The organism is Streptomyces sp. NPDC053432 (assembly GCF_055585365.1).
This window is the reverse complement of record NZ_JBVJKF010000010.1, coordinates 56,097-82,231: the sequence shown is the minus strand read 5'-3', so window position 1 is coordinate 82,231 and position 26,135 is coordinate 56,097. Positions and strand designations below refer to the sequence as shown.

Annotated in this window: 23 protein-coding genes; 11 read left to right on the top strand and 12 right to left on the bottom strand. The window is 72.0% G+C overall.

Translation table 11 applies throughout. From position 1 onward, the window contains the following. Nucleotides 1-17: 17 nt before the first annotated feature. Nucleotides 18-404: a hypothetical protein gene (locus ACZ6Y1_RS18455; RefSeq protein ID WP_469630210.1), complete on the bottom strand. Its 387-nt coding sequence runs from the start codon at nucleotides 402-404 to the stop codon at nucleotides 18-20. Nucleotides 405-948: 544 nt separating this feature from the next. Here ACZ6Y1_RS18455 and ACZ6Y1_RS18450 point away from each other — a divergent pair. Next, nucleotides 949-1,335 (top strand): cupredoxin domain-containing protein, encoded by a 387-nt coding sequence (locus ACZ6Y1_RS18450; RefSeq protein WP_469630207.1) that lies wholly within the window; start codon nucleotides 949-951, stop codon nucleotides 1,333-1,335. A gap of 63 nt (nucleotides 1,336-1,398) precedes the next feature. Here the strand turns inward: ACZ6Y1_RS18450 and ACZ6Y1_RS18445 are convergent, their stop codons facing one another. The 3 genes from ACZ6Y1_RS18445 to ACZ6Y1_RS18435 form a co-directional block, all read right to left on the bottom strand. Next, entirely contained in the window at nucleotides 1,399-1,593 is a 195-nt protein-coding gene (locus ACZ6Y1_RS18445) for a hypothetical protein (RefSeq protein WP_384745525.1), read from the bottom strand. Nucleotides 1,594-1,728: 135 nt separating this feature from the next. Then, on the bottom strand, nucleotides 1,729-2,184 hold the full coding sequence (locus tag ACZ6Y1_RS18440) for an HD domain-containing protein (protein ID WP_469630202.1): 456 nt from the start codon (nucleotides 2,182-2,184) through the stop codon (nucleotides 1,729-1,731). Next, nucleotides 2,181-3,572: a pyridoxal phosphate-dependent decarboxylase family protein gene (locus ACZ6Y1_RS18435; RefSeq protein ID WP_469630199.1), complete on the bottom strand. Its 1,392-nt coding sequence runs from the start codon at nucleotides 3,570-3,572 to the stop codon at nucleotides 2,181-2,183. The genes ACZ6Y1_RS18440 and ACZ6Y1_RS18435 overlap by 4 nt, the downstream gene beginning before the upstream one ends. Before the next feature lie 818 nt (nucleotides 3,573-4,390). Between ACZ6Y1_RS18435 and ACZ6Y1_RS18430 the strand changes: the two genes are divergently transcribed. Together ACZ6Y1_RS18430 and ACZ6Y1_RS18425 are read left to right on the top strand one after the other, a co-directional pair. After that, nucleotides 4,391-4,780, top strand: a complete 390-nt coding sequence (locus ACZ6Y1_RS18430; protein ID WP_469630196.1) for a DUF4232 domain-containing protein — start codon at nucleotides 4,391-4,393, stop codon at nucleotides 4,778-4,780. Beyond that, the gene (locus ACZ6Y1_RS18425) at nucleotides 4,777-5,379 is read left to right on the top strand and encodes an AAA family ATPase (protein ID WP_469630691.1); all 603 of its coding nucleotides are present in this window, start codon (nucleotides 4,777-4,779) and stop codon (nucleotides 5,377-5,379) included. Before ACZ6Y1_RS18430 ends, ACZ6Y1_RS18425 begins: the two co-directional genes overlap by 4 nt. A gap of 9 nt (nucleotides 5,380-5,388) precedes the next feature. On the opposite strand, the gene ACZ6Y1_RS18420 is transcribed toward ACZ6Y1_RS18425, so the two are convergent. Both ACZ6Y1_RS18420 and ACZ6Y1_RS18415 read right to left on the bottom strand, forming a co-directional pair. Further along, entirely contained in the window at nucleotides 5,389-6,135 is a 747-nt protein-coding gene (locus ACZ6Y1_RS18420) for an ABC transporter ATP-binding protein (protein ID WP_469630688.1), read from the bottom strand. A 400-nt stretch (nucleotides 6,136-6,535) separates the two neighbouring features. Then, nucleotides 6,536-7,678, bottom strand: coding sequence for a SpoIIE family protein phosphatase (locus tag ACZ6Y1_RS18415; protein WP_469630192.1), 1,143 nt, complete (start codon nucleotides 7,676-7,678; stop codon nucleotides 6,536-6,538). A gap of 117 nt (nucleotides 7,679-7,795) precedes the next feature. Here ACZ6Y1_RS18415 and ACZ6Y1_RS18410 point away from each other — a divergent pair, with 117 nt between their 5' ends. Continuing rightward, a complete protein-coding gene (locus tag ACZ6Y1_RS18410) occupies nucleotides 7,796-9,037 on the top strand; it encodes a GNAT family N-acetyltransferase (protein WP_469630189.1) in 1,242 nt (413 codons plus the stop codon). Between the two features lie 481 nt (nucleotides 9,038-9,518). Here the strand turns inward: ACZ6Y1_RS18410 and ACZ6Y1_RS18405 are convergent, their stop codons facing one another. Further along, the gene (locus ACZ6Y1_RS18405; protein WP_469630183.1) at nucleotides 9,519-10,325 is read right to left on the bottom strand and encodes an Fpg/Nei family DNA glycosylase; all 807 of its coding nucleotides are present in this window, start codon (nucleotides 10,323-10,325) and stop codon (nucleotides 9,519-9,521) included. A gap of 76 nt (nucleotides 10,326-10,401) precedes the next feature. Beyond that, nucleotides 10,402-10,887, bottom strand: a complete 486-nt coding sequence (locus ACZ6Y1_RS18400; protein ID WP_469630180.1) for a ribose-5-phosphate isomerase — start codon at nucleotides 10,885-10,887, stop codon at nucleotides 10,402-10,404. Nucleotides 10,888-11,107: 220 nt separating this feature from the next. Here ACZ6Y1_RS18400 and ACZ6Y1_RS18395 point away from each other — a divergent pair, with 220 nt between their 5' ends. Then, nucleotides 11,108-12,535, top strand: coding sequence for an amino acid permease (locus ACZ6Y1_RS18395; RefSeq protein WP_469630177.1), 1,428 nt, complete (start codon nucleotides 11,108-11,110; stop codon nucleotides 12,533-12,535). A 73-nt stretch (nucleotides 12,536-12,608) separates the two neighbouring features. Here ACZ6Y1_RS18395 and ACZ6Y1_RS18390 read toward each other — a convergent pair whose 3' ends face one another. Continuing rightward, nucleotides 12,609-13,211, bottom strand: a complete 603-nt coding sequence (locus ACZ6Y1_RS18390; protein WP_469630172.1) for a biotin transporter BioY — start codon at nucleotides 13,209-13,211, stop codon at nucleotides 12,609-12,611. 288 nt (nucleotides 13,212-13,499) lie between these two features. Here ACZ6Y1_RS18390 and ACZ6Y1_RS18385 point away from each other — a divergent pair, with 288 nt between their 5' ends. Both ACZ6Y1_RS18385 and ACZ6Y1_RS18380 read left to right on the top strand, forming a co-directional pair. Continuing rightward, nucleotides 13,500-14,906 carry an amino acid permease gene (locus ACZ6Y1_RS18385; RefSeq protein WP_469630169.1) on the top strand — a complete coding sequence of 469 codons (1,407 nt, stop codon included), beginning with the start codon at nucleotides 13,500-13,502 and terminating at the stop codon, nucleotides 14,904-14,906. A 145-nt stretch (nucleotides 14,907-15,051) separates the two neighbouring features. Continuing rightward, a complete protein-coding gene (locus ACZ6Y1_RS18380) occupies nucleotides 15,052-15,708 on the top strand; it encodes a superoxide dismutase (protein ID WP_469630166.1) in 657 nt (218 codons plus the stop codon). A gap of 129 nt (nucleotides 15,709-15,837) precedes the next feature. Here the strand turns inward: ACZ6Y1_RS18380 and ACZ6Y1_RS18375 are convergent, their stop codons facing one another. Then, a complete protein-coding gene (locus ACZ6Y1_RS18375) occupies nucleotides 15,838-16,485 on the bottom strand; it encodes a mycothiol-dependent nitroreductase Rv2466c family protein (RefSeq protein ID WP_469630163.1) in 648 nt (215 codons plus the stop codon). A 134-nt stretch (nucleotides 16,486-16,619) separates the two neighbouring features. Between ACZ6Y1_RS18375 and pepN the strand changes: the two genes are divergently transcribed. Beyond that, entirely contained in the window at nucleotides 16,620-19,175 is a 2,556-nt protein-coding gene (gene pepN, locus ACZ6Y1_RS18370) for an aminopeptidase N (protein ID WP_469630159.1), read from the top strand. A 265-nt stretch (nucleotides 19,176-19,440) separates the two neighbouring features. Then, the gene (locus tag ACZ6Y1_RS18365) at nucleotides 19,441-20,403 is read left to right on the top strand and encodes a hypothetical protein (protein ID WP_469630156.1); all 963 of its coding nucleotides are present in this window, start codon (nucleotides 19,441-19,443) and stop codon (nucleotides 20,401-20,403) included. Here the strand turns inward: ACZ6Y1_RS18365 and ACZ6Y1_RS18360 are convergent. Next, on the bottom strand, nucleotides 20,379-21,275 hold the full coding sequence (locus tag ACZ6Y1_RS18360; RefSeq protein ID WP_469630151.1) for a pyridoxamine 5'-phosphate oxidase family protein: 897 nt from the start codon (nucleotides 21,273-21,275) through the stop codon (nucleotides 20,379-20,381). The genes ACZ6Y1_RS18365 and ACZ6Y1_RS18360 overlap by 25 nt on opposite strands. Before the next feature lie 30 nt (nucleotides 21,276-21,305). Beyond that, complete coding sequence (locus ACZ6Y1_RS18355; RefSeq protein ID WP_469630148.1) at nucleotides 21,306-21,764, bottom strand: VOC family protein; 459 nt, start codon at nucleotides 21,762-21,764, stop codon at nucleotides 21,306-21,308. Nucleotides 21,765-21,897: 133 nt separating this feature from the next. On the opposite strand from ACZ6Y1_RS18355, the gene ACZ6Y1_RS18350 reads away from it, so the two are divergent. Together ACZ6Y1_RS18350 and ACZ6Y1_RS18345 are read left to right on the top strand one after the other, a co-directional pair. Continuing rightward, a complete protein-coding gene (locus ACZ6Y1_RS18350) occupies nucleotides 21,898-22,494 on the top strand; it encodes a CGNR zinc finger domain-containing protein (protein ID WP_469630145.1) in 597 nt (198 codons plus the stop codon). A 273-nt stretch (nucleotides 22,495-22,767) separates the two neighbouring features. Then, nucleotides 22,768-26,091: a S8 family serine peptidase gene (locus ACZ6Y1_RS18345; RefSeq protein ID WP_469630141.1), complete on the top strand. Its 3,324-nt coding sequence runs from the start codon at nucleotides 22,768-22,770 to the stop codon at nucleotides 26,089-26,091. Nucleotides 26,092-26,135: the final 44 nt, after the last annotated feature.

Sequence of the window (26,135 nt, the reverse complement as noted above, 5' to 3'; positions counted from 1 at the left end):
GACGGCCTTGAGGCGGCTCAGGGCGACGTCTGAGCCCGCTGGTCGGACTCCTGCGCTGGGCGCTTGTCGGGCCGCCGCATGCCGATGCAGGCCACCAGTGCGCCGCCGTCTTCGGTGAGGAAGAACCTGAAGAGCCACGAGTCATCGGAGTCTCTGACAATCCCGCAGAGGATCGGCTGGGCGCGCTCGCCGAGGATCTGCACCGCCCGCTCCACCCCCAGGGTTTCCACGCCCCTCCACCGCATGCCTGGAAGTCGCTTCGTCAGGACGCGTGCGTGGACCTCTGAGGACCTAATCCAGTCCTCCGTGACGACGTACTCGCCGCCGTCAGCGAGGGCCGCCAGAGCAGCCTTGGAAGCCGCGTCGTCGCCTGCCAGCAGCCGCATCAACTCGTGTCGTTCCATCGTCCCTCCCTGGCTGGCATCCTGCGATGCGGCAGCGGTGTGTCACAACCGCGTTTAGCGCTCGCTACCGCTGCCCCAGGGCGCAGAAGGCCGTGTCCCCCGCGTGCCCGGATGGGAGGGCTTCTGGGGGGAGCCTCGGGGAATGGCGGGGTGGTGGGCGGGGGCGTGCAGGTCAGGGGGTTGGCTGGTGAGCCGGGAAGTGCGTACGCGATCTTCCAAACTAGCTACGCGGGTTCGATTCCCGTCACCCGCTCAGAATGGCTCAGGGCCAGGTCAGAGGATGTTTCCTCGACCTGGCCCTGATGCGTTCCCGGGGTGTGAAGTGGCCCCGTCGTGGGGGGCTGGGATAGTGGGGGGAGAGGTTCGGATTCGGGTGGGAGTCGTTCGCTCCCGCGCTGTGGCGGCCGGTGGCGGGCCTGTTGGCGGTGTTCATCGGCGCGCTGGGCCTCGGCACCATTTCCGCCCATGGCGGGCGTGTTCCGGCCGGCCGGGCGAGAGCGCCGGGGCCGGTCAAGACCATTACTGAACCGTGAGAGGGGTGGCCATGTCGTTCACCCGTTCCCGCCGTACCCGGGCAGCAGCGGTCGGCGCCGCCTGTGCCCTGTTCGCCGTCGTCGGCGTCACCAGTACCAGCGCCGCGCCCGTGTCCCGGACCGCCGCCGTGTCGGCCGTGACGGCCGAGGCGACGGAAGTCCACATCAAGGACTTCAAGTTCGACCCCGCGACCCTGACGGTGAAACCCGGCACGAAGGTCACCGTGGTCAACGAGGACTCGGCTCCGCACACCCTGACCGCCTCGAACGGCTCCTTCGACACCGGCACCATCAAGGCGGGCGCCACCGGCAGCTTCACCGCGCCGTCCGGGCTGGGCACGTACCCCTTCGTCTGTTCCTTCCACCCGCAGATGACGGGAACGCTCACCGTCAAGTGACGTCGCGCGGTCTCCGGCCATCGGATCCGGTGGCCGGGGGCCGAGGGCCGTTTCGCGGGGGCTCTACAGCTTGATGTTCGCGATCATCGTCGCCAGGGAGTTCAGGAAGCGGTTCACGTCGTCCGCGATCGAGCTCGACGCGAGGAAGAAGCCGAAGAGGGCGGCGACGATGGCAGGGCCCGGCTTGATGTGGTTGCCGCGGATCAGCACCACCAGGATGACCGCCAACAGAACCACCACTGACAGCGAAATGGCCACTACTGATCACACCTTCGGTCGTCCCCTGGTCGGCCCGGGGCGCACGGCCAAGCACACCCCCACATGGACCATCCTCCCACCAACCGGCCCCGCCTATCCGCCCCGTGACGAATCACCATCGTTCCGTTTGTGGGGTCAGGGAGCGGTGAGGCCGAGGAGGGAGCGGACATAGGCGTACTTCACGGACAGACGGTCGCGGGTGGCGGCGTCCAGGACGGCGAGGCGGGCCGGGTCCGCGTTGTGGGCGAGGTCCGCTTCCTTCACCAGCAGGGCGCCGGGGGTGGCCAGGATGCGGGCCGCGTACTGCTCGACCGGCTCGCCGGGGCGCTTGGTGACCGCGAGGACCATGTCCTTCACCGACTGCGGGAGGGCGGCGGAATCCAGCCAGGTGAGGCTGAGGGCCTCGTCCTCGATCGAGTCGTGCAGCCAGGCCGCCGCCTGCTGTTCGGGGCTGCCGCCGCGTATCCGGACGCCCTCGGCCACGGCCGCGAGGTGCTCCGCGTACGGCCGGCCGGCCTTGTCGGTCTGGCCCTCGTGCGCGGTGCGCGCGAGGGCCTCGATCTCGAGGAGGGTCAGGGGCGCCGCCGTCATGTGAGCTCCTTCGCTGCCGTACGGAGGGCCTCGGCGGCCCGGCGCACATCCGCGTGCGTGGTGCGCCAGTTGGAGAACGCGGCGCGCAGGGCGGGGGTTCCCGCGTGGACGGTCGGGGTGAGGAAGACCTCGGAGGCGACCGCTTCCCGGAGTGCCGTGAGGCGGGCCTGGGTGGGGGCCTCGGCGAGGGTGAAGCAGACGACGTTGAGGCGGACCGGGGCGAGGAGCCGGAAGGAGGGGTCCGCAGAGAGCTGCCCGGCCAGGTCCCTAGCGCAGGCGACGTCGCGTTCGACGATCTCGCGGTGACCGCGGCGGCCGTAGGCGCGGAGCGTGAACCAGGCGGCGAGGGCCCGCAGCCGGTGCGAGTTCTCCGGAGTGAGGTGCACGAGGTCGGGGTCTTCGCCGAGGGGGCCCAGGTAGGCGGCGGAGTTGGCGAAGACACGGGTCTGGAGGTCGCGGCGGCGGGTGAACTGGACGGCGCTGTCGTAGGGGACGTTGAGCCACTTGTGGAGGTCGACGCAGACGGAGTCGGAGGCGTCGAGACCGTCGGTGAGATGGGCGTGGTCCGGCGAGAGGGCGGCGAACGCGCCGAAGGCGGCGTCGGTGTGGAGCCAGAAGTCGTGCCGTTCGCGCAGGGCGGCGATCGCGCGGAGGTCGTCGAAGTCGACGGTGTTGACGGTGCCCGCGTTGGCCACGACCACGGCCGGGCCGGGGGTGTCGGCGAGGGCCCGGTCGAGGGCCTCGGGGTCGACGGCCTCCCGGCCGGGGAGGGTGGGGACGGGGACGAGGGCGTTGCGGCCCAGGCCGAGGATCGAGAGGGCCTTGGCGATGGAGGAGTGGGCGGCGCCGGAGAGGACCCGTACGGGGCCGAGGGCGGCGGCGCCGTCGTCGGCCGGGGAGACCCCGAGGCGTTCGCCGAGCCATTCGCGGGCGATCGCGAGGCCGGTGGTGTTGGACATCGTGGCGCCGCTGACGAAGGTGCCGTTGTGGGCGTCCGAGAGGCCGAAGAGTTCGCGGAGCCAGGTGGTGGTCTCGCGTTCGAGGTCCTGGCCGGCGCCGTCGAGGGCGGAGTTGGAGTTCTGGTCGTGCGCGGCGGTCAGCCAGTCCCCCGCGAGGGCGGCGGGGGTGGCGCCGCCGGTGACGAAGCCGAGGTAGCGGGGGCCGGCGGAGGCCGACAGCCGGGGCTCCCAGCGCTCGCGGAAGGCGGCCAGGGCGGCTTCCGTGCCGTCGCCGTGGTCCGGGAGGGGCTCGGGGTCGTGCGGTTCGCCTCCGGCGGGCGGTACGACGGCACGCGCGTCCAGGGTCGCGAGGGCGTCGGCCGCGGCGCGGCGGGTGGCGTCGAGCAGTTCGGGGAGCCGGGCGAGGTCTGCGGCGAGCGTGCGGTCCATGGGGGCACGGTATGCGGCGGCGGGGCGCGGGGGGCGGGCCAATCGGGGACGAGTGGCCCGTGTGCGGGGCGGCAGCGGCGGGGTGGCACCGCCGTGCCGGCGGGGGGGTGTGCGGGGGAGTCCCCCCAGTGCCCCCAGTGCCCCCAGTGCTACCGCCGCGCCGGCGGGGGCGGGTGTGCGGCGGGTGCCCCCGCAGGGCGTCGGACGCGACCACGCCCTGCTTGCCGGTGCCTCTGCAGGTTCGACGCCCGAGGAGGTGCCCCGGTGCGCGGCCGGGCCCGGCGGCCCTTGCCTGGCGGGCCGGGCCGGTCGGGGTGCCGCTGCGCGGGGCTGGTCCCCTACCCGCCCTTCCACCGTTCCCTGGGGCTCCGCCCCAGACCCCGCGCCTCAAACGCCGGCGAGGCTGGATCGGCCCCCGTGCCTCGAACGCCGGCGGGGCTGGGGGGCCTCTAACGCCGGACGGGCTGGAGGGACTCGGGGCTGGATCGGGGGGCTCTGTCCGGGCCCGGTGCTCAGGGGTTGGGCGGGCCGGGTGGTCGTAGGGTCGGGGCATGGTGCGTATGGGGTGGGTGCGGGGTGTTGTCGTGGCCGGGGTGCTCGTGGGGGTGGCGGGGTGTGCGACGCCCCCGGCGCCGCGGGCCGCGCCCGGGCCGACGGGGGCTCAGACCACGGCCGGGAGGCCCTCGGTCACGTCGGCGCCGCGGGCCGGGACCGGGACCGGGCCGCCGGGGAGGCCCTCGATCGCGCCGGCGCCGTCCGAGGAGGCGGCTTGCCCAGAGGGCGGTGTACGGCTCGTCGAGGCGGGCGGGGACGCGGCGATGGGGCTGCGGGTCGCGGAGTTGCGGCTGGTCAACTGCGGCGGTGACCCGTACGTGCTGGAGGGGTATCCGCACCTGGTCCTGCGGGACGACCGGAACGATCCGGTGGTGGTCTCCGTCGAGCACGGCTCGGCGGGCATCACGACGGGTGCGCCGAACATGGACGCGCCACCGGAGCGGGTGACGCTCGGGCCGGGACAGGCCGCCTCGGTGGCGCTGCTGTGGCGCAATCTGGTCACCGACTTCTCGGTGCCCGCCGTGTCGGCGCCGATCGTGGAGGTCGAGCCCCGGTCCGGCGCACCACGGCTGTGGCTGCGGCTCAGGGCGCCGGTGGACCTGGGGAACACCGGGAAGCTGGGGATCGGGCCGTGGACGGCGGCGGCCCGGTGATCGTGTGGCTGAACGGGCCCTTCGGGGGCGGGAAGACGCAGACCGCGTACGCGTTGCACCGGCGGCTGGCGGGGAGCGTGGTGTGCGACCCGGAGCACGTCGGGTTCGGCCTGCACCGGATGACGCCGGCGGCGTTGCGCGGTGACTTCCAGGACCTGCCCGCGTGGCGGCAGGGGGTGTTCGAGGTGCTGGACCTGGCGGCGGCGCGGCATCCGGGGGTGGTCCTGGTGCCGATGACCGTGACGGAGCCGGCGTACTTCGCGGAGACGGTCGGCCGGCTCCGGGAACGGGGCCACGACGTACGGCACTTCGCGCTGCTGGCGCAGCGGGAGACCGTACTGCGCAGACTGCGCGAGCGCGGGCTGGGCCGGGGGCTGAAGCGGGAGAGCTTCGCGGTGGCCCGGCTGGACGGGTGCCTGGCGGCGCTCCGGGAACCGGAGTTCGCGGAGCACCTGGCGACGGACCGGCTGACGGTGTCGCAGGTCGCCGACCGGGTCGCCGCCTCGGCGGGTCTGAGCCTCGTCCCCGACACCGACGGGCCCCTGCGGGGACGCCTGCGGCGGGCCCTCGTCGGCGTGCGGCACATCCGCTTCGACTAGGCGGTCGGCCTAGGCGGCCACGGCGGGGGCGGCCGGGGCGGGGGCGGCCGTGGTGAGGGTGGTCATGCGGGCCGCGATCGCAGTGGCCGGGCTGCGCGGGAGGCGGTCGGCGATCAGGCCGTCGGCGAGGAAGAGCACCTGGTCGGCGTGGGCGGCGGCGGCCGGGTCGTGGGTGACCATGACGATGGTGGCCCCGAGGGAGTCGACCGCGGACCGCAGCAGGCCGAGTACTTCCGCGGCGGTGGTGGTGTCCAGGGCGCCCGTGGGCTCGTCGGCGAAGACCACGTCGGGGCGGGTGATCAGGGCCCGGGCGATGGCGACGCGCTGCTGCTGGCCGCCGGAGAGTTCGGCGGGGCGGCGGCGCCCCTTGCCCTCCAGGCCGACGCGGGCGAGCAGGTCGGCGGCCCGGGCGCGGTCCTGGCGGCGGCTGCCCGCCAGCCGCATCGGAAGCAGCACGTTCTGCTCGACGGTGAGGGAGGGCAGGAGGTTGAAGGCCTGGAAGACGAAGCCGAGGCGGCTGCGGCGGAGTTCGGTGAGCGCGTTCTCGTCCAGGCCGGTGATCTCGGTGCCGCCGAGGCGGACGGAGCCCGCGGTGGGGAGGTCGAGTCCCGCGGCGCACTGGAGGAAGGTGGACTTCCCGGAGCCGGAGGGCCCCATCACCGCGGTGAAGCTGCCGCGCGGCAGGCTGAGGTCGATCCCGCGCAGCGCGTGCACGGTGGCGGCACCCCGGCCGTACTCGCGGCGCACGCCGCGCAGCTCGACGGCGGGACCGGCGGCAGCCGGGCGCCCGGTGGCGACGGGCGTGCCGGTGGTGCCGGTGGTGCCCGCAGGGGCCGGGATGCCAGTGGCTGCCGTGGCAGCCGGGCTGCCCAGGGTGCCCGTGGGGGCCAGGGTGCCCGTGGTACCGGGGGCGTCCGGGCTGCCGGGGGCGGCCGGGTACAGGGTGTGGGTGGTCGGGGGGCCCACGGGGTCGTGCGTGGCGGGTGGTGGTGGCGTTGTCGGGTTGTCGTTGCGCTGTTTGTTCCGTCGGAGCCTCATGGTGTGCCGCCTTCCGCGCCGCGTGCCGTTCCGTCTGTGTCCCCGACGCTACGGATCACCGCGCGGCCCCGACATGGCGCGACCCGGCGGGCGGGAGGTGGGGCAAACCCCACCCCGGTCAGGGGGAGCGGCGGATCAGGAGGAGGGCCCTGTCGTCGTTGACGTCCTTCGCCACCTTCTCGATCAGGTGCCACGCCGCACCCTCCCAGCCCGCCGCGACGTAGCGGTCGGCCTCGCCGGTGAGGCGGTCGATGCCCTCGCTGATCTCGCGGTCGGCCGTCTCGACCAGGCCGTCCGTGAAGAGCATCAGGACGTCGCCCCGGCGCAGGCTCCCGCGGGTGGGGGTGAACTCCGCGCCGTCGTAGACGCCCAGCAGGGGGCCTTCGCCGGTCTTCTCCTGCCAGCGGCCCGTGCCCGCCGAGAGCTGGAGCGCGGGCAGGTGACCGGCGGAGAGGAGTTCGTAGTCGCCCGTCTCCAGGTCCAGGACGAGGTGGATGGAGGTCGCGAAGCCCTCCTCCCAGTCCTGGCGCAGCAGGTAGCCGTTGGCGGCCGGCAGGAAGCCGTGCGGCGGCAGGGCACCCAGCAGCCCGCCGAAGGCGCCCGAGAGGAGGAGGGCGCGGGAGCCCGCCTCCATGCCCTTGCCGGAGACGTCGGTGAGGACGATCTCCAGGGTCCGGCCGCCGTTCGTGCGGGCCGCGACCACGAAGTCGCCGGAGAAGGACTGGCCGCCCGCCGGGCGCAGGGCCATCTCGCGGTGCCAGCCCCGCGGCAGGGCGGGCAGCTTGCTCTGCACCCTGATGCGTTCGCGCAGGTCGAAGAGCATGGTGCCGCCCCGCCGCCACGGCACGCCGACGCGGCTGCGGAACTGGGCGATGACCAGGCCGAAGAACCCGCACGCCGCCACGACCAGGACCGTGCCGGGGGTGACCCGGGCGGGCCCCTGGGTGTACGGGCCGAGGACGAGGGCCTCGACGATCAGCGCGGCGGCGGACGCCGCGTAGAGGGCGAGGAGGCTCGCGGGGCGCAGGAGCAGGCCACCGGCGACGATCGGCAGGACGAGGGCGGACGGCGAGAACCAGACGGGCAGCATCATCGTGCCGAACGCGATCGCGGGGACGGTGAGCAGCAGCCCGACGAAGGCGAGCCAGTCGGAGGCGTCGCCGCGGAAGTAGTCGACGGCGGATTTGCGCAGGGCGGTGCGCGCCCGGTGCGACAGCATGCGCGCCCGGGCCATCAGCGTCTCCACGCGTGCTCCGGCCATTGCTTCGGGACCCTATCCATCCCGGCTGTGTGTGCGCAGGGGTACCCCCGCACCGGGGGACTTTCGCCGCTCGAAAACGTGTCGACTGGGCCGTAATGCCCTGCTAAGGATGGCCATATGGCTCTTGAGACGCGCGTATTGCAGGCCGATGAGTGGGATGTCTGGTACGCCCAGATTGAACTGGCGTTCGGCGGAGTGCCCGAATCCCCGGCGGAGCGGAAGCTCTACCGGCGGCTGACGGAGACGGAGCGGTCGCTGGGCGTCTGGGACGGCCCGGTCTGCGTGGGCTCGGCGGGTGCCTTCACCTTCCGTCTCTCCGTGCCCGGCGGCGCGCTCGTCCCGGCGGCGGGCGTCACGATGGTGGGCGTCTCCCCCACCCACCGCCGCCGCGGGATCCTGACCTCGCTCATGCGCCGCCAATTGGACGACATCCGGGCGGGTGGCGAACCGCTCGCCGTGCTGACGGCCTCGGATCCGGCGATCTACGGACGCTTCGGGTACGGCACCGCGACGTACGCCCTCTCCGTGGACATCGACACGACCCGCGTACGGCTCTCCGCGCCGCCGGGGACGGACGGGGTGACGGTACGGCTGGCCGATCCGCAGGAGGCGCTGGCCGACTGCGAGCGGGTGTACGAGGAACTGCTCGCGGGCCGCCCGGGCATGCCGGCCCGGCAGCCGGGCTGGGAGCAGATGCCGCTGCTGGACGCGCCGGCGATGCGGGGCGGCGGGTCGCCGCTGAAGTGCGTGGTGGCCGAGCGGGAGGGCGGGGGCGGCGGGGTGGTGGGGTACGCCCGCTACCGGGTGAAGCCGGACTGGGACCCGACGGGCTCCGACGGCAAGGTCGAGGTGACCGACCTCGACGCGCTCGACCCGGCGGCGTACGCGGCGCTGTGGCGCTACCTGTTCGGGATCGACCTGACCTGGACGGTACGGGCGCACCGGCGGCCGGTGGACGACCCGGTGCTGCACCTCGTCAGTGACGTACGGAGGTCACGGCCCGGCCTGCGGGACTCGCTGCACGTACGGCTGGTGGACCTGCGGGCGGCGCTCGAAGCGCGGACGTACGGGGCTGCGATGGACGTGGTGATGGAGGTCGAGGACGCGTTCTGCCCGTGGAACGAGGGGCGGTGGCGGGTGGTCGCCGACGCGAAGGGCGCGGCGTGCGTGACGCGGAGCGAGGAGGCGGCGGAGGTTCGGCTGTCGGTGCGGGAGCTGGGCGCGGCCTATCTCGGCGGGATCACCCTCGCCTCCCTGGCCGGGGCCGGGCGGGTCGCCGAGGCGCGGGCGGGGGCGGTGCGGGAGGCTTCGCGGGCCTTTGCCGGGGACGTGGCGCCCTGGCTCCCCCACGGCTTCTAGCCCCCTCCGGGGCCGGGTGTGCGGTGGGTGCTCCCCGCTCACCCCCGCGCCGCCGGGGTCGGGTGTGTGCCGGGGTGCCCCCCGCTGCCACCCCGCGCCGCCGGGGCCGGGTGTGCGGTGGGGTGCCCCCGCAGGGCGTCGAACGCGGATGCCCGGCTGACCGGCCCCTTGCCACCCCCGCGCCGCCGGGGTCGGGTGTGTGCCGGGGTGCCCCCGCAGGGCGTCGAACGCGACCACGCCTGCTTGCCGGTGCCTCTGCAGGTTCGACGCCCGAGGAGGTGCCCCGGCGCGCGCCCGGCCCCGGCGGCCCTTCTGTGCGGCCGCTGCGCGGAGCCGGTCCCCTACCCGCCCTTCCACCGTTCCCTGGGGCTCCGCCCCAGACCCCGCGCCTCAAACGCCGGCGGGGCTGGATCGCGCCCCGCCCGGACCCGCGTCTCAAACGCCGGCGGGGCTGGAGTGGGCCGCGGGGGTGGATCGGTGGCTAGTGCCGCTGGCAGGTGGGGCACCAGAAGAGGTTGCGGGTGGCGAGGTCGGCGGTGCTGATCTCGCCACCGCAGATGTGGCAGGGCATGTTCGCCCTGCGGTAGACGTACACCTCGCCGCCGTGGTCGTCCACCCTCGGCGGGCGGCCCATCGCCTCCGGCAGATGCTCGTCGCGGACCGTGTCGATGCGGTTGTTGCGCACGCCCTCCCGCATCAGCGCGGCCAGGTCCGCCCACATGGCGTCCCATTCGGCGCGGGTGAGGTCCTTGCCGAGCCGGTACGGGTCGATGCCGTGCCGGAAGAGGACCTCGGCGCGGTAGACGTTACCGACGCCCGCGACCACCTTCTGGTCCATGAGCAGCGCGGCGACGGTGGTGCGGGAGCGGGAGATGCGGGCCCAGGCGCGGTCCGGGTCGTCGGCCGGCCGCAGCGGGTCCGGGCCGAGCCGGTCGTGTATCGCCTTCTTCTCGCCCTCGCCGATCAGCTCGCAGGCGGTGGGGCCGCGCAGGTCGGCGTAGTGGTCGTCGTTCAGCAGGCGCAGCCGGACGGTGTCCGTGGCGGGCGGGGCCGGGGCGGGGCCGAAGCCGAGTTTGCCGAAGAGGCCCAGGTGGATGTGGATCCAGGCGTCGCCGAACTCCAGGAAGAGGTGCTTGCCGTGCGCCTCGGCGCTCTCCAGCTCACGGCCGTCGAGCAGGGCCGCGCTCTCGGCGAAGCGGCCCTGCGGGCTGCTGACCCGGACCGGGCGTGCGGCGAACCGCTCGGCGTGGTCCTGCGCGAGGCGGTGGATCGTATGCCCCTCGGGCACGGCGCGCTCCTCGAAGTCGTCGCATGAAAAAACGGCCGTGCCACCCGCTCCTCGGGTGGCACGGCCGGAAGCGGGATCAGCCCTGCGGGTGGTGTGCGGGGATGGGGGGCAGCTCGCCCGTCTGCTCGTACGCGGAGAGCATCTCGATGCGGCGCGTGTGGCGCTCCTCGTCGGAGTACGGGGTCGCGAGGAAGGCCTCGACGAAGCTGGTGGCCTCGTCCTGGGTGTGCATGCGGCCGCCGACGGAGATGACGTTGGCGTTGTTGTGCTCGCGGCCGAGCTTCGCGGTCTCCACGCTCCAGGCGAGGATGGCGCGGACGCCCTTGACCTTGTTCGCGGCGATCTGCTCGCCGTTGCCGGAGCCGCCGATCACGATGCCGAGGCTGTCGGCGTCCGCGGCGGTCTTCTCCGCGGCGCGGAGGCAGAACGGCGGGTAGTCGTCCACCGCGTCGTAGATGTGGGGCCCACAGTCGACGGGCTCGTGGCCGTTGTTCTTGAGCCAGTCCACGAGGTGGTTCTTCAGCTCAAAGCCTGCATGGTCGGATCCGAGGTACACGCGCATGGGACGAGTGTGGCACGAGAGCCCCCGGCGGAGCTCGGCAGGGTGTCGCGTAAGTCACTTCTAAAGCTCAAGTAAACCCAAAGAACGCAGATGGGACGGGTCGGGACCAAGGTCCTGGACGTTCGTCCCAGCGCAAGGTCACGGATTGGGGTCTTCCGCCTTACGTTCATCTCAGGTTTCAATGCCGGGGCTCGCAACCCGAGAACCTAAGGATCCGTCCATGAGCTCCACGACGACCCTTCAGAAGGAAGGCCACCCCACCGGGAACGGCCTGCCCTCCGACGGTCTGAAGGCCGGTCTCAAGAACCGCCACCTGTCCATGATCGCCATCGGCGGTGTCATCGGCGCCGGCCTCTTCGTCGGCTCCGGCGGCGGTATCGCCAAGGCCGGTCCCGCCATCCTGATCTCCTACGCGCTCGTCGGCGCGATGGTCGTCTTCGTGATGCGGATGCTGGGCGAGATGGCGGCCGCCAGCCCGAACTCGGGCTCGTTCTCCGCCTACGCCGACCGCGCGCTCGGCCGCTGGGCCGGCTTCTCCATCGGCTGGCTGTACTGGTTCTTCTGGGTCGTCGTCCTGGCCGTGGAGGCCACCGCCGGCGCCTCGATCCTGGAGGGCTGGATCCCGGCCGTCCCGCAGTGGGCCTGGGCCCTGATCGTGATGGCGGTCCTGACCGCCACCAACCTCGGCTCCGTCGCCTCGTACGGCGAGTTCGAGTTCTGGTTCGCGGGCATCAAAGTCGTCGCCATCGGCGCCTTCGTGGTCATCGGCATGCTGGCCGTCTTCGGCGTGCTGCCCGGCTCCCACAACCCGGGTGCGGGCTTCGCCCACCTGACCGACACGGGCGGCTTCTTCCCCAACGGCTACGGCGCGGTCCTGACCGGCGTGCTGATGGTCGTCTTCTCCTTCATGGGCAGCGAGATCGTCACCCTCGCCGCCGGCGAGTCGGAGAACCCCCGCAAGGCCGTCACCCAGGCCACCAACTCCGTCATCTGGCGGATCGGCGTCTTCTACCTCGGCTCGATCTTCATCGTGCTGACGCTGCTCCCCTGGAACGACAAGTCGATCACCGAGAAGGGCTCGTACGTCGCCGCCCTCGACTCGATCGGCATCGCGCACGCCGGCACGATCATGGAGGTCATCGTCCTGACCGCCGTGCTGTCCTGCCTGAACTCCGGCCTCTACACCGCTTCGCGCATGGCTTTCTCGCTCGGTGAGCGCGGCGACGCCCCGAAGGCGTTCGCCAAGGTCAACTCGCGTGGTGTTCCGGTGGCCGCGATCCTCGGCTCCACGGTCTTCGGCTTCGTCGCCGTCTACTTCAACTACGCGTTCAAGGACACGGTCTTCAACTTCCTCCTGAACTCCTCGGGTGCCATCGCGCTCTTCGTCTGGCTGGTCATCTGCTTCACCCAGCTGAAGATGCGCGGGATCCTGGTCCGCGAGGCCCCGGAGAAGCTGACCGTGAAGATGTGGCTGTTCCCGTGGCTGACCTGGGCCACCGCCGCCCTGATCATGTTCGTCATCGGCTACATGTTCGTGGACGACGCCAACCGCGAGGTCGTCACCCTCTCCACCCTGGTCGCCGGTGTCGTCGTCGCCATCGGTGTGGTGCTCGACTTCCGTCGCAAGCGGGCCGCCCTGCAGGGCTGACCCCCGTCGGGTGCGTACGACGGAGCCCGGCCCGCCTCCCAGGCGGACCGGGCTCCGTCGCGTCCGGTACGGCTCAGCCGCGGCGGCCCGCCAGCTTCCAGGCGGCCGGCAGGGCGCCCATCGCCAGGGCCGCCTTGAGCGCGTCGCCGATCAGGAACGGGGTCAGGCCTGCGGCGACCGCGGCGCTCAAGGACATGCCGGTCGCGGCCATCAGGTACGGCACGCCCACCGCGTAGATCACCGCGGAACCCAGCACCATCGTGCCCGCGGTACGCAGGACCGACCGGTCGGCGCCCCGCTGTGCGAGGGCGCCGAGGAGGGTGGCGGCCAGCAGCATGCCCAGCACGTAGCCGAAGGAGGCTCCGCCGGCCCCGGAGGTGCCGCCCGCGAACCACGGCACGCCCGCCATGCCGACGAGCGCGTACAGCCCGAGCGACAGGAAGCCGCGGCGCGCGCCGAAGGCCGAGCCGACGAGCAGCGCCGCGAAGGTCTGGCCGGTGACCGGGACCGGGGAGCCGGGGACCGGCACGGAGATCTGCGCGGCCAGCCCGGTGAGCGCGGCGCCGCCGACGACGAGCGCGACGTCACGGACGCGGCTCGCGGGCAGCAGGTCGGCGAGGACGGCGCCGGGCCGGAAGGGGACGGAAGCGGTGGACGCTGCGGAAGCGGTGCTCATCGTTGGCTCCGGGAGGGGTGAGGGGTAGAGCAGGACGATCACCGACGCTATGGGGCTCCCGGGCCCCGTCCCACCGCCGCCCGGCACAAAGCCGTACCGGCCGGTTTCGTGGGAATCACACAAAGGATGCGATCAACACCCCAGGCGGGGTGATCCGCATCACTGGGAAGATCTGTCAGCACGTCCGTTTTGCACACGACGGTTCTGCTCGGGGAGACTGTAGGGTCCCGCCAACCTGATGCGGAGCCTCCGTCGCCGCCGGGCCCAACGAGAGTACGAGCACCCCTCATGCGCGAGCGCCTGTCCGAAGTCCCCCCTCCCACTCCCCCGTCGTCGGAGCCTGCCCCGGAACCCCTCAGTCACAGCCTCAAGCAGCGCCATCTGACGATGCTGGGCCTCGGCGGCGTGATCGGCGCCGGGCTCTTCGTGGGCTCCGGGGCCGGCATCGGCATCGCCGGTCCCGCGATCATCTGCTCCTACCTTCTCGCGGGCGTCCTCGCGATGCTCGTGATGCGGGCACTGGGCGAGATGTCGGCGGCGATGCCCGCCTCGGGCTCGTTCTCGGTGTACGCGGAGAAGGCCCTGGGGCGCTGGGCCGGCTTCAGCGCGGGCTGGCTGTACTGGTTCCTGCTGGTCGTGGTGCTGGCGGTAGAGGCCACCGGCGCGGCCAAGATCGCACACGGCTGGGTGCCCTCCGTGGACCAGTGGGTCTGGGTGCTGCTCTTCATGGTGCTCTTCACCGTGAGCAACCTGGCCGCCGTGAAGAACTTCGGCGAGTTCGAGTTCTGGTTCGCCGCCCTGAAGGTGGGCGCGATCGTGCTGTTCCTGATCCTGGGCACCCTCGCGGTCTTCGGTCTGCTCCCGGACACGGATCCCGTGGGCCTGACCAACCTCACCGGTCAGGGCGGCTTCTTCCCCACCGGCATCGGCGGCGTGGTCGCCGGCATGCTCGCCGTCATCTTCGCCTTCGGCGGCCTGGAGGTCGTCACGATCGCCGCCGCCGAGTCCGACGACCCGGCCCGGTCCGTCTCCCGCGCGGTGCGCAGCGCCGTGTGGCGCATCCTCTTCTTCTACATCGGCTCGATGCTGGTCATCGTCACCCTCCTGCCGTGGGACTCGCTGGAGCCGGGCCAGAGCCCGTACGTCGCCGCACTCGACTCCATCGGCATCCCGGCGGCCGGGCAGATCATGAACATCGTGGTGTTCGTGGCGCTGCTGTCGGCGCTGAACGCGAACCTCTACGGGTCCTCGCGCATGATCTTCTCGCTGGCCGAGCGCGAGGAGGCGCCCGGGGCGCTGCTGAAGGTCTCGGGCGGCGGGGTGCCGCGCCGGGCGGTGTTCGCCTCGGTGGCCTTCGGCTTCCTGTCGGTCGTGCTGAACCTGCTGTGGCCCGACACGATCTTCCTGTACATGCTCAACGCGGTCGGTGCGGTGCTGCTGTTCGTGTGGGCGCTGATCGCGGTCTCGCAGCTGAAGCTGCGCCGCCGGATCGAGCGGGACATGCCCGAGCGGCTGACCCTGCCGATGTGGCTGTTCCCGTACGCGACCTGGTGCGCGCTGCTGGGCATGGCCGCGGTGCTGGTGCTGATGCTGTTCGACGACTCGGCGCGGCCTCAGCTGCTGTGGTCGGCGGGCGCCGCCGCGGCGGTCCTGCTGGTGGCGTGGATCCGCGAACTGCGGGACCGCCGGTCCTGATCCGACCGCAGAAGCACGGAGTACGGCCCGGGACGGGAGTCCCGGGCCGTACCCGTTTGCGCCCCCCGGAATACATGCTGCTAGCGTGCAGTTGCGCATTAATTGCAATAAGAGATTGGCACGCCGAGGGGACCGGATCACACGCATGGCCATCTACACGCTTCCCGAACTTCCGTACGACTACGCTGCACTCGAGCCCGTGATCAACCCGCAGATCATCGAGCTGCACCACGACAAGCACCACGCGGCCTACGTCACGGGCGCCAACAACACGCTGGAGCAGCTGGCGGAGGCGCGCGACAAGGAGAACTGGGGCGCCCTCAACGGCCTGGAGAAGAACCTCGCGTTCCACCTCTCCGGCCACATCCTGCACAGCATCTACTGGCACAACATGGCGAGCCCGAAGTCCGGCGAGGGCGGCGGCGAGCCGACCGCGGCCGACGGCCTGGGCGACCTGGCCGACGCGATCACCGAGTCCTTCGGCTCCTTCGAGAAGTTCAAGAAGCAGCTGACCTTCGCCTCCTCCGCCACCCAGGGCTCCGGCTGGGGCGTGCTCGCGTACGAGCCCGTCAGCGGCCGGCTGGTCGTCGAGCAGGTCTACGACCACCAGGGCAACGTGGGCGTGGCCAGCACCCCGATCCTGGTCTTCGACGCCTGGGAGCACGCCTTCTACCTGCAGTACAAGAACCAGAAGGTGGACTTCATCGAGGCGATGTGGAACGTCGTCAACTGGCAGGACGTCGCGAAGCGCTACACCGATGCCAGGGCCAACACCCCGCTGCTGATCCCCGTCAAGGGCTGACCGGCACCCACAGCCCGTCCGCCTCGTGATCGTCTTCTCAGCCATCACCGGCGGGCGTGTCCAAGGGAGAGCCCCCGCGAGGACGTGACTCGCGGGGGCTTTTCCGTGTGCTGCGCGGAAGGGTGCGGGTTACTCGAAGGAGGGACCCTTGGTCCGGGTGCGCTTGATCTCGTAGAAGCCGGGCGTGGAGGCGACCAGCAGCGTGCCGTCCCACAGCCGGGCGGCGGCCTCGCCGCGCGGGGCGGGGGTGACCACCGGGCCGAAGAAGGCGACCTCCTCGCCGTCGGCGCCGGGCACGGAGATCACCGGGGTGCCGACCTCCTGGCCGACGCGGTCGATGCCGTCGTTGTGCGAGGCGCGCAGCACCTCGTCGTACTCGTCGGAATCCGCGTACGCCAGCAGTTCGGCCGGCAGGTCGAGCGCCGCCAGCGCCTCGGCGATGACCTCGCGGGTCGCACCCTTGGCCTCGTTGTGTATGCGGGTGCCGAGCTCGGTGTAGAGCTTGCCCGTGACCTCGTCGCCGAACTTCTGCTGGGCGGCGACCACCACGCGCACCGGGGCCCAGCCCTTGGGGCCGAGCAGTTCGCGGTAGCGCTCGGGCAGTTCGTCGAGGCGGTTCTCGTTCAGCACCGCGAGGCTCATCACGTGCCAGCGGACCTCGACGTCACGGACCTTCTCGACCTCCAGCATCCAGCGGGAGGTCATCCAGGCCCAGGGGCAGAGCGGGTCGAACCAGAAGTCGACCGGGGTCTTCTCGCGCACCTGGGTGTCGGTCATGTCTCTCCTCAGTCTCCATCGCGGAAAAGGGCAGCACTGGCTGACGTTCTGTGTCCCCAACCAGGACCGGGGCGCGCACATTCCCCCGTGGGAGGATTCGTCGAAAGAACACGATGACGCACGAAGGAGTGCACGTGCCCGGAGAGAACCTGTCCCGCGAGGAGGCCCGCGAGCGGGCCGAACTGCTGTCCGTCGACGGGTACGAGGTGGTCCTCGACATCAGGTCGGCGGTGGCGGACGCCGAGCCCGCCCTGGGGCCCCGCACCTTCCGCTCGGTGACCACGATCCGCTTCCGGGCCGCCGCCTCCGGCACGTCCACCTTCGTGGACCTGATCGCCCCCTCCGTGAACTCCGTCACCCTGAACGGGCGGGAGCTCGACACCGCCGCCGTCTTCGACGGGGCGCGGATCGCCCTCGACGGTCTGGCCTCGGAGAACGTCCTTGTGGTCGACGCGAACTGCGCGTACAGCCGCACGGGCGAGGGCCTGCACCGCTTCGTGGACCCGGAGGACGGCGAGGTCTACCTCTACACCCAGTACGAGCCGGCCGACGCCCGGCGCGTGTACGCCAACTTCGAGCAGCCGGACCTGAAGGCGCCGTACCGCTTCGAGGTGACCGCGCCCGAGGGCTGGCAGGTCTGGAGCAACGGGGCGGAGGAGTCCCGCGAGGGAGGGGTGTGGCGGTTCGCCGAGACCCAGCCGATCTCGACGTACATCACCTGCGTCGTCGCCGGCCCCTACCACTACGTGACGGACACCTACACCCGCGGGGACCTGACGATCCCGCTGGGCGCGATGTGCCGCAAGGGCCTGGCGAAGCACTTCGACGCGGACGACGTCTTCCTCGTCACCAAGCAGGGCTTCGACCTCTTCCACGAGATCTTCGACTACCCGTACCCCTTCGGGAAGTACGACCAGGCCTTCGTGCCGGAGTACAACCTGGGCGCGATGGAGAACCCGGGGATGGTGACCTTCCGCGAGGAGTACATCTTCCGCGGGAAGGTGACGCAGGCCTCCTACGAGCGGCGCGCGAACGTCATCCTGCACGAGATGGCGCACATGTGGTTCGGCGACCTCGTCACCATGAAGTGGTGGGACGACCTCTGGCTGAAGGAGTCCTTCGCGGACTTCATGGGCTCCTTCGGTCTGGTGGAGGCCACCCGCTTCGACCAGGCGTGGGTCACCTTCGCCAACAGCCGCAAGGCATGGGCCTACCGCGCCGACCAGCTGCCGTCCACGCACCCGATCACGGCCGACATCCGTGACCTGGAGGACGCGAAGCTGAACTTCGACGGCATCACCTACGCCAAGGGCGCGGCGGTCCTCAAGCAGCTGGTCGCCTACGTGGGGCGGGAGGCGTTCCTGGAGGGCGCGCGCCGCTACTTCAAGGCGAACGCGTACGGCAACACCACCCTGGACGACCTGCTGTCGGTGCTCGGGGAGGTCTCGGGCCGGGACATGGCCGGGTGGTCGCGGGCCTGGCTGCAGACGGCGGGCGTGAACGCGCTGACCCCCGTGCTGACGTACGACGCGGGCGGGCGCCTGACGGAGCTGGCGGTGGTCCAGGAGGGCGAGGAGCTGCGCCCGCACCGGGTGGCGGTCGGCCTGTACCGGCTGGAGTCCGACGGCGGCCTGGTGCGCTACGCCCGGGCCGGGGTGGACGTGGCGGGGCCGCGGACGGTCGTCGAGGAGCTGGCGGGCCGGGAACGGCCGGACCTGGTCCTGGTCAACGACGAGGACCTGACCTACTGCAAGGTCCGCTTCGACGAGGGCTCGCTGAAGACGCTGCGCGGCCACCTGGGGGACCTCGCGGACCCGCTGGCGCGGGCGCTGTGCTGGTCCGCGCTGTGGAACCTGACGCGGGACGGTCTGATGCCGGCGCGCGACTTCCTCTCGCTGGTCCTGGCCCACGCGGGCCGGGAGACGGACGTCGGCGTGCTCCAGATGCTGCACGCCCAGGCCCAGACCGCGGTCACCCACTACTCGGCGCCCGAGCGGCGCGAGCAGGCCGGGCGGGATCTGGCGGTGGGCGCCCTGCACGAACTGCGGCTGGCCGAGCCGGGTTCGGAGCACCAGCTGACGTGGGCCCGCTTCTTCGCGGCGGGCGCGGCGACCGAGGGCGACTTCCAGCTGCTGCTGGGGCTGCTGGACGGCTCCGCCCGGATCGACGGGCTGGAGGTGGACCAGGAACTGCGCTGGGACTTCCTGCTGCCGCTGGCCGCGCACGGGGCGGTGGACGAGGGCGTGCTCGCCGCGGAACTGGCGCGGGACGACACGGCGTCGGGCAAGCGGCACCAGGTGCGGTGCCTGGCGGCGCGGCCGTCGGCGGCGGTGAAGGACCAGGCGTGGGCGGCGGTGGTCGAGTCCGACGCGCTGTCGAACGCGCTGGTGGAGGCGACGATCGCGGGCATGCAGCAGGCCTCCCAGCGGGACCTGCTGGCGGCCTACGCGCAGCCGTACTTCTCCGTGCTGGAGCGGATCTGGTCGGAGCGGTCGATCCAGATCGGCATCGACGTGGTGAAGGGGCTGTACCCCTCGCTGCAGGACCCGGAGTCCACGGTCGCGGCGACGGACGCGTGGCTCGCCTCGCACCCCGACGCCGCCCCTGCGCTGCGCCGCCTGGTCCTCGAATCGCGGGACGACCTGGCCCGCGCCCTGCGCGCCCAGCGCTGCGACGCGGCCGCCGGCTGACCCCGCCGGGGGTTCGGGGCCCGGCCCCGAACCCCCGCGCCTCAAACGCCGGCGGGGCTGGTTCTGGCTGCGCCCGGCTCTCGGCTTCCGTCACGAACACGGCGCTCCGCGCCCGCGCCCCAAACGCCGGCGGGGCTGGAATTGCGGCGGCGGGGGCCGCGTATCGGTCATCGAACGCCCGTACTTTAGCCCCGGCTTGTCCGGATTTGTCGACGGGCGTGTAACAGCGGTTATCAAGGCCATGGCCTGAGGGAATCACCGCGTCATGAACCACAACGCACCCCTCCCCCTCGCCCACCTCACCGGCACCCGGCCCCGCGTGCTGACCCTCGCTCAGCTGCGCGAGCACGGCGTCACCGCCTCCGACGCCGCCGAGCGCCCCTGGCAGCAGATCCTGCCGGGAGTGTTCCTGCTCCACTCCGGCCCCGCGACCAGCGAGGAGCGGCTGCACGCCGCGCTGCTGTACGCCGGCCGGCGCGGGCACGGGGAGGTCATGATCACCGGGCTGGCGGCGCTCGCGCTGTACCGGTTCACCTCCGTCCCCGCCCTGCTCGCCCTCTCGCACGTCGACGTGCTCGTCCCCGGCACCCGCCGGCTGCGGTCCACCGGGGACGTGCGGATCGTGCGCGCGCACACCCCGCCCCGGCCCGAGGAGGTGACCGGACTGCCCGTGGCGCCCGTCGCGCGGGCCGTCGCGGACGCCGTCGCCCAGCTCGACGACGCCGGCACCGTACGCCGCCTGCTCAGCGAGGCCGTCCGCGCCGGGCACTGCGAACCGTCCGCCGTCGTACGGGAGCTGACGGTGGCCCGGCTGCTGAACCGCACGCACGTGGTCGACGCCGTCGAGGCCCTCCTCGCCGAGGGCCGCGCCATCGCGGAGGACCGGCTGTACCACCTCGTACGCGGATACGAGCTGCCCGAGCCGGTCTGGAACGTGGACCTGCGCATCCCCGGCGGCCCCCACCTCGGCGGGGTGGACGCCTTCTGGCCCGAGCACTCCGTGGCCGTGGAGCTCGACACCCGCGCCCCGCGCCAGGGCGAGGACGAGGAGTGGTCCGAGTGCGTGCGCAAGCGCGAGACCCTGGAGCGGCTGGGGGTCACCGTCATCCACATCACCCCGCGCAAGCTCCGCGACTGGCCGGAGCAGCAGGCCGCGGTCGTCCGGACCGCCCTGACGGCGTCCGGCGACCGCGAGCCCGCCGCCTATCTGGTGGTGCTGCCCAGGTGAGGCAGGTGGGGCGAGTACTCCGGGGCGCTCCAGCGCAGCCGCCCCGGGTGGACGGCCTCGACGACCGACTCCACGCGGAAGCGGGTGCTGCGGCTCCCGTCGGGTCCGAACTCGACCCCGGCCCGGCCGCTGAGCTGGAGCACGGCCCCCGTCTCCCAGTCCGGGAAGAGCAGCCCGGCGCGCGGGTCGGCGGCGAGGTTGCCCAGGGTCAGGAACATGGCGTTGCCCGCGTAGTCCGGCCAGCTCAGCTCGGTCGGCGAGAGGACCTCGACGAAGCCGGGCAGCCCGCCGCGGTGACTGGCGTCGACCCCGTCCGCCTCGGCCGTGGTGGCCACGAAGAAGGTGTCGGCGGCGCGGACGGCCCGCTCCTGGCCGGGGGTGAGCGCGTCCCCGCGCCGCACGACACCGGCTCCTTCGGCGGCGAGGTCCAGCGGCTGCCGCTTCTGGAGGTACTTGGGGCAGTTGGCGAAGACCTGCTCGGCCAGGACGGCGAAGCCCCGGCCGGTCACCTCCAGCGTTCCGTTCAGCCGCATCCGGCGCCGGGTGCGCGGGTCGAGGGAGATGGTGCCGACCTTCGTCCCGACCGTCGCCAGCGCCCCGGTCAGCGGATCGCCCGCCGGCAGGCCGCCGGCGACCGTGATCCGCTGCGGCCCGGTGGCCCGTACGAAACCGGGCGCACCGGTGAGCAGGGAGGCCCACAGCAGGCCCCCGCCGTCGGCGGCGCCGACGACCAGGTGTGGCTGCTGCTCCAGGAAGGCCGCGGCGACGTCCTTGATGCCCGTGCCGATCGAGCGGCCCACGTGTTCGGCGAGCTCGCGTACGCCGACCCGTTCCTGTACGGCGATCGAGCCCTGGTGGTAGGCGCCGGACATGGGACTTCCTTCCTCGCGAAGAAGCGGTGACTAGAAGAATCCGCAGGTAGGAGCGGATTCGCTGGGGGCGGGGGCGCCTTCGGCGCCGGTCGGGACGGAGATCTCCAGCCGGGTCCCGTCGGGGTCGTGGAAGAAGATGCCGCCCGAGGCCGCGCCCTCGCGATGGGCGACGACGCCCTCGTACGCGAACTCGACGCCCAGGCCGCGCAGCCGCTCCTCGTACTCCCGCACCTCCTCGATGGCGCCCGCGGAGAACGCCAGGTGGTGCAGTCCGGCCGCGGCGGGGAGGTACGCGCCGTCGGCCTGCTGCCAGAGGGTCAGCACGAGCTCGCCGTCCTGGCCGAGGAAGGCGAAGCGCCGGCCCTCCTCCTTGCCCTCGCCCAGCACCTGGAAGCCGAGCGCGTCCCGGTAGAACGCCAGCGAGCGCTCCAGATCGGTGACGTTCAGGCCCACGTGTCCGGTGCGGAGGGTGCTGATGGCAGTCGTCATGACGGGTTCCTTCCCCGGAGGAGTTCTTGACTTCCCACTTTCTAACCTTCTAAATCGAGATTAACGGTTAGGGCACAAGGCGTCAACCGGTCACGTACCCTTCAGGGGTTAGCGAGGCGTGGAGGAGACGGACATGACGGCGACGGACCCGGCGAAGGACCAGGTCACGGCCCGGGCGACCGACCCCCGCCCCCTGACCGGGGAGCCGGTCGCGCTCGACCTGCTGAACACGCGCTGGATGCAGGAGGGCGAGCTCACCGACCTCTTCGCCGGGGCCTTCGGGCTCGGCCGGGTCGAGGGGCTGCGCATCTGGCTGGAGTCCACCGGACTGGCCGGCCGCTTCCGCGCCGACGCCCCGACCCTGGTCCACCTGATGACCGCCCGCGAGGCCCTGGCCCGCGCGGTGGCGGACCCGGCCGACGAGAGCGCCCGCGCGCTGGTCGACGCCGTACTGGAGCACGGGCGCATCCGCGCCACCCTGACGGCCGAAGGCCCGGGCGAGCGGGCCGAGTTCGACGACCCGACCTGGGGGCCGGCCTGGACCGCGGCCCGGAACTACCTGGAACTGCTGGGCGCCGCGCCCGACCGGATCCGCAAGTGCGCCTCCGAGACCTGCGTGCTGCACTTCCACGACACCTCGCGCAACGGGACCCGGCGCTGGTGCTCGATGGCCGTCTGCGGCAACCGGGCGAAGGCCTCCCGGCACTACGCGCGCACGCGCGAGCGCTGAACGGTCCGAAACTGTCACACCCACGCCGGGGCGCGACCGCGCCCCGGCGCTGTCATGCGGTCGCCAAGTCGACAAATCAGCTCCGCGACCCCGGCAGTTCACTCCGGTCTGTCCCGGTAAGGCCGCGCTGGCGTATGCGCCGCGCTGGCGAGTGTCCGCCATGGCGGGTACCGGTCAATGACAACACTCCCCAAAGAGCTGTCGTTTACGCAAAGCTGACCGGTCATCCGGCACCGAAATCCGGACCGTATCTTTCACTTACCAGGGATGCTGATGACCCTCGAATCCCCCGGCTCCATACCCGCGGCCAGACGCGTCGCGCGCGTCGCGGCCGCGGCGGGCCTGGTGGCCGCCCTCGCGGCCACCGGCTCGGCGCCCGTCTTCGCGGCGAACGCGGCCGACGCCCCGGGCTCCAACCCGGCCGTCAAGTCCGCCGACCAGAAGCTCGGTTCGGCCGACGCGGAGCTCCTCCAGGAGGCCAAGGCCAAGGGTGACGCGACCGTCACCGTCATGGTCGCCACGGCCCCCGGCCAGACCAAGCAGGTCACCGACCAGCTCGACGCCGTCCCCGGCGCCTCGGTGGGCCAGACGTACGACAAGCTCGGTTACGTGCGCGCCACCCTGCCCACCGGCAAGGCGGAGGCCGCCCTGAAGGCGGCCGCCAAGCTGTCCTCCGTGCACGGCATCGACCTGCGGCACGAGATCCAGCTGCCGGACCCGCGCCCCGACACCAAGGGCGAGTCGGGCCAGGTCCAGAAGACCGCCGCGGAGTCGTACCCCGCGCCGGACAAGAACACCCCGGCGAAGAACCCGTACAACCCGTCCTTCGAGACGGGCGCCGTGGACTTCGTCGCGAAGAACCCGCAGGCCGACGGCCGCGGCGTGACCATCGGCATCCTGGACTCGGGCGTCGACGTCAGCCACCCGGCCCTGCAGAAGACCACCACCGGCGAGCGCAAGATCGTCGACTGGGTCACCGCGACCGACCCGATCGCCGACGGCGACGCCACCTGGCGGGCCCAGATCACCCCGGTCACCACCTCCGGCGGCACCTTCACGGCCGGCGGCGCGAGCTGGAAGGCGCCCGAGGGCAGCTACCAGTGGAGCCGCTTCAGCGAGTCGATCACCGCCAACGGCGACATGAAGGGCGACGTCAACCGGGACGGGGACACCACCGACCGGTTCGGCATGCTCTACGACGCCGCCGCCGGCACCGTCCGCGTCGACACCGACCAGGACAACGACTTCACGAACAACGAGCCGATGAAGCCGTACAAGGACGGCTACCAGATCGGGTACTTCGGCACGGACAACCCGGCGACCGACGTCGCCGAGCGCATCCCGTTCGTGATCCAGATCCGCAAGGACGTCCCGATGGACCCGCTCGGCGGGGACTGGGTCGGCAAGAAGGCCGACTTCGTCAACATCGGCATCATCGAGTCCGAGCACGGCACGCACGTCGCCGGCATCACCGCCGCCAACAGCCTCTTCGGCGGCAAGATGAACGGCGAGGCGCCGGGCGCGAAGATCGTCTCCTCGCGCGCCTGCACCTGGTCCGGCGGCTGCACCAACATCGCGCTGACCGAGGGCATGATCGACCTCGTCGTCAACCGCGGCGTGGACATCGTCAACATGTCCATCGGCGGCCTGCCGGCGCTGAACGACGGCAACAACGCCCGCTCGGAGCTCTACAAGAACCTCATCGACACCTACGGTGTCCAGCTCGTCATCTCGGCGGGCAACGAGGGCCCCGGTGTCAACACCATCGGCGACCCCGGCCTCGCGGACAAGGTCATCTCCGTGGGTGCCGCGGTCTCCAAGGAGACCTGGGCCGCCAACTACGGCTCCGGCGTGACCAAGAAGTACAACATGTTCCCCTTCTCCTCGCGCGGTCCGCGTGAGGACGGCGGGTTCACGCCGACCATCACCGCCCCCGGCGCGGCCATCAACACCATCCAGACCTGGCTGCCCGGCGCGCCCGTGAAGGAGGCCGGCTACAGCCTGCCGGCCGGTTACGGCATGCTCCAGGGCACCTCGATGTCCTCGCCGCAGGCCGCGGGCGCCAGCGCCCTGCTGATCTCGGCCGCCAAGCAGCAGAAGATCGCGCTGTCCCCGGCGAGCCTGCGCACCGCGCTCACCAGCACCGCGAAGAAGATCGACGACGTCCCGGCGCACGCCCAGGGCTCGGGTCTGATCAACGTCCTCGGCGCGTGGGAGTCCATCCAGCGCGGCGCGAAGGCCAACGAGTTCACCGTCAAGGCGCCGGTCGACACCGCGATCGACCAGTTCCTGAAGACCCCGGGCTTCGGCACCGGCCTCTACGACCGCGAGGGCGGCCTGAAGGTCGGCCAGAAGAAGGTCTACGACGTCGTCGTCACCCGCACCACCGGCGTCAAGTACGGCACCCGCCACAACCTGAGCTGGCGCAACAACGACGGCACGTTCAAGGTCATCGGCGGCTACGACTACGTCACGCTGCCGCTGAACAAGCCCGTCACCATCAAGGTCGAGGCCAACGTCAAGACGGCCGGCGTGCACAGCGGCATCCTGCAGCTGGACGACGAGACCACCGAGGGCATCGACAAGCAGATCCTGACCACGGTCATCGCCTCCACCCCGCTGGCGCAGCCGTCGTTCTCCTTCTCGGACACCTCGTCCGTGCAGCGCAACAGCCACAAGTCGTACTTCGTCACCGTGCCGCAGGGCGCGAAGACCCTCGAGGTCGCCCTGGGCGGTCTCGCGGCGGGCAGCCAGACGCGCTTCATCTCGATCCACCCGTACGGCGTGGGCGTCGAGGACAGCGCGACCACCCAGTGCTACCCGAACTACGACAACCCGGCGAACAAGTGCCGCCCCGACCTGCGGTCGTACGCCGACCCGCAGCCGGGCGTCTGGGAGATCGAGGTCGAGTCGCGCCGCACGTCGCCGCTCCTCGACAACCCGTTCAAGCTGGACGTCTCCGTGCTCGGCGCGGCCTTCGACCCCGCGGTCAAGGTCCTGCCCGAGGTGAAGCAGGGCACCCCGGCGCCGGTCCAGTGGACCGTCAAGAACGACGGTGCGGCGATCACCGGCGGCAAGCTCCAGGGCGGCCCGCTCGGTTCGGCGAAGGTCGCCAAGCCGACCATCGCCAACGGTGAGACCCAGACCACCGAGGTCACGATCGGCGAGGGCGTCTCCCGCCTCGACATCGCGATCGGCAAGGTCTCCGACACGGCCGCCGACCTCGACCTCGAGGTCTACAAGGACGGCGTCAAGGTCGGCTCCTCCGCCGACGGCGACTCCGAGGAGGCCGTGAGCCTGGCCAACCCGGGCGCGGGCACCTACCAGATCAAGGTGCTCGGCTACGCGGTCCCGTCCGGCTCCACCACCTACGACTACCGCGACGTGTACTTCTCGGCCGCGCTGGGCTCCGTCCAGGTCGACGAGGCCGCCGCGGTGAACCTCGCCAACGGCGCCTCCACGGCGATCTCGGCGAACGTCCTGGTCAGCGCCGCCGCCCCCGAGGGCCGGCAGTTCTTCGGCCAGGTCCAGCTGCTCAACGCCCGCGGCACCGCCGCCGGCACCGGCAGCGTGCAGATCGAGAAGGTCCTGCCGTAGTACGCGGCAGACAACCGAAGGGCCGGTGCTCCGTCGAGCACCGG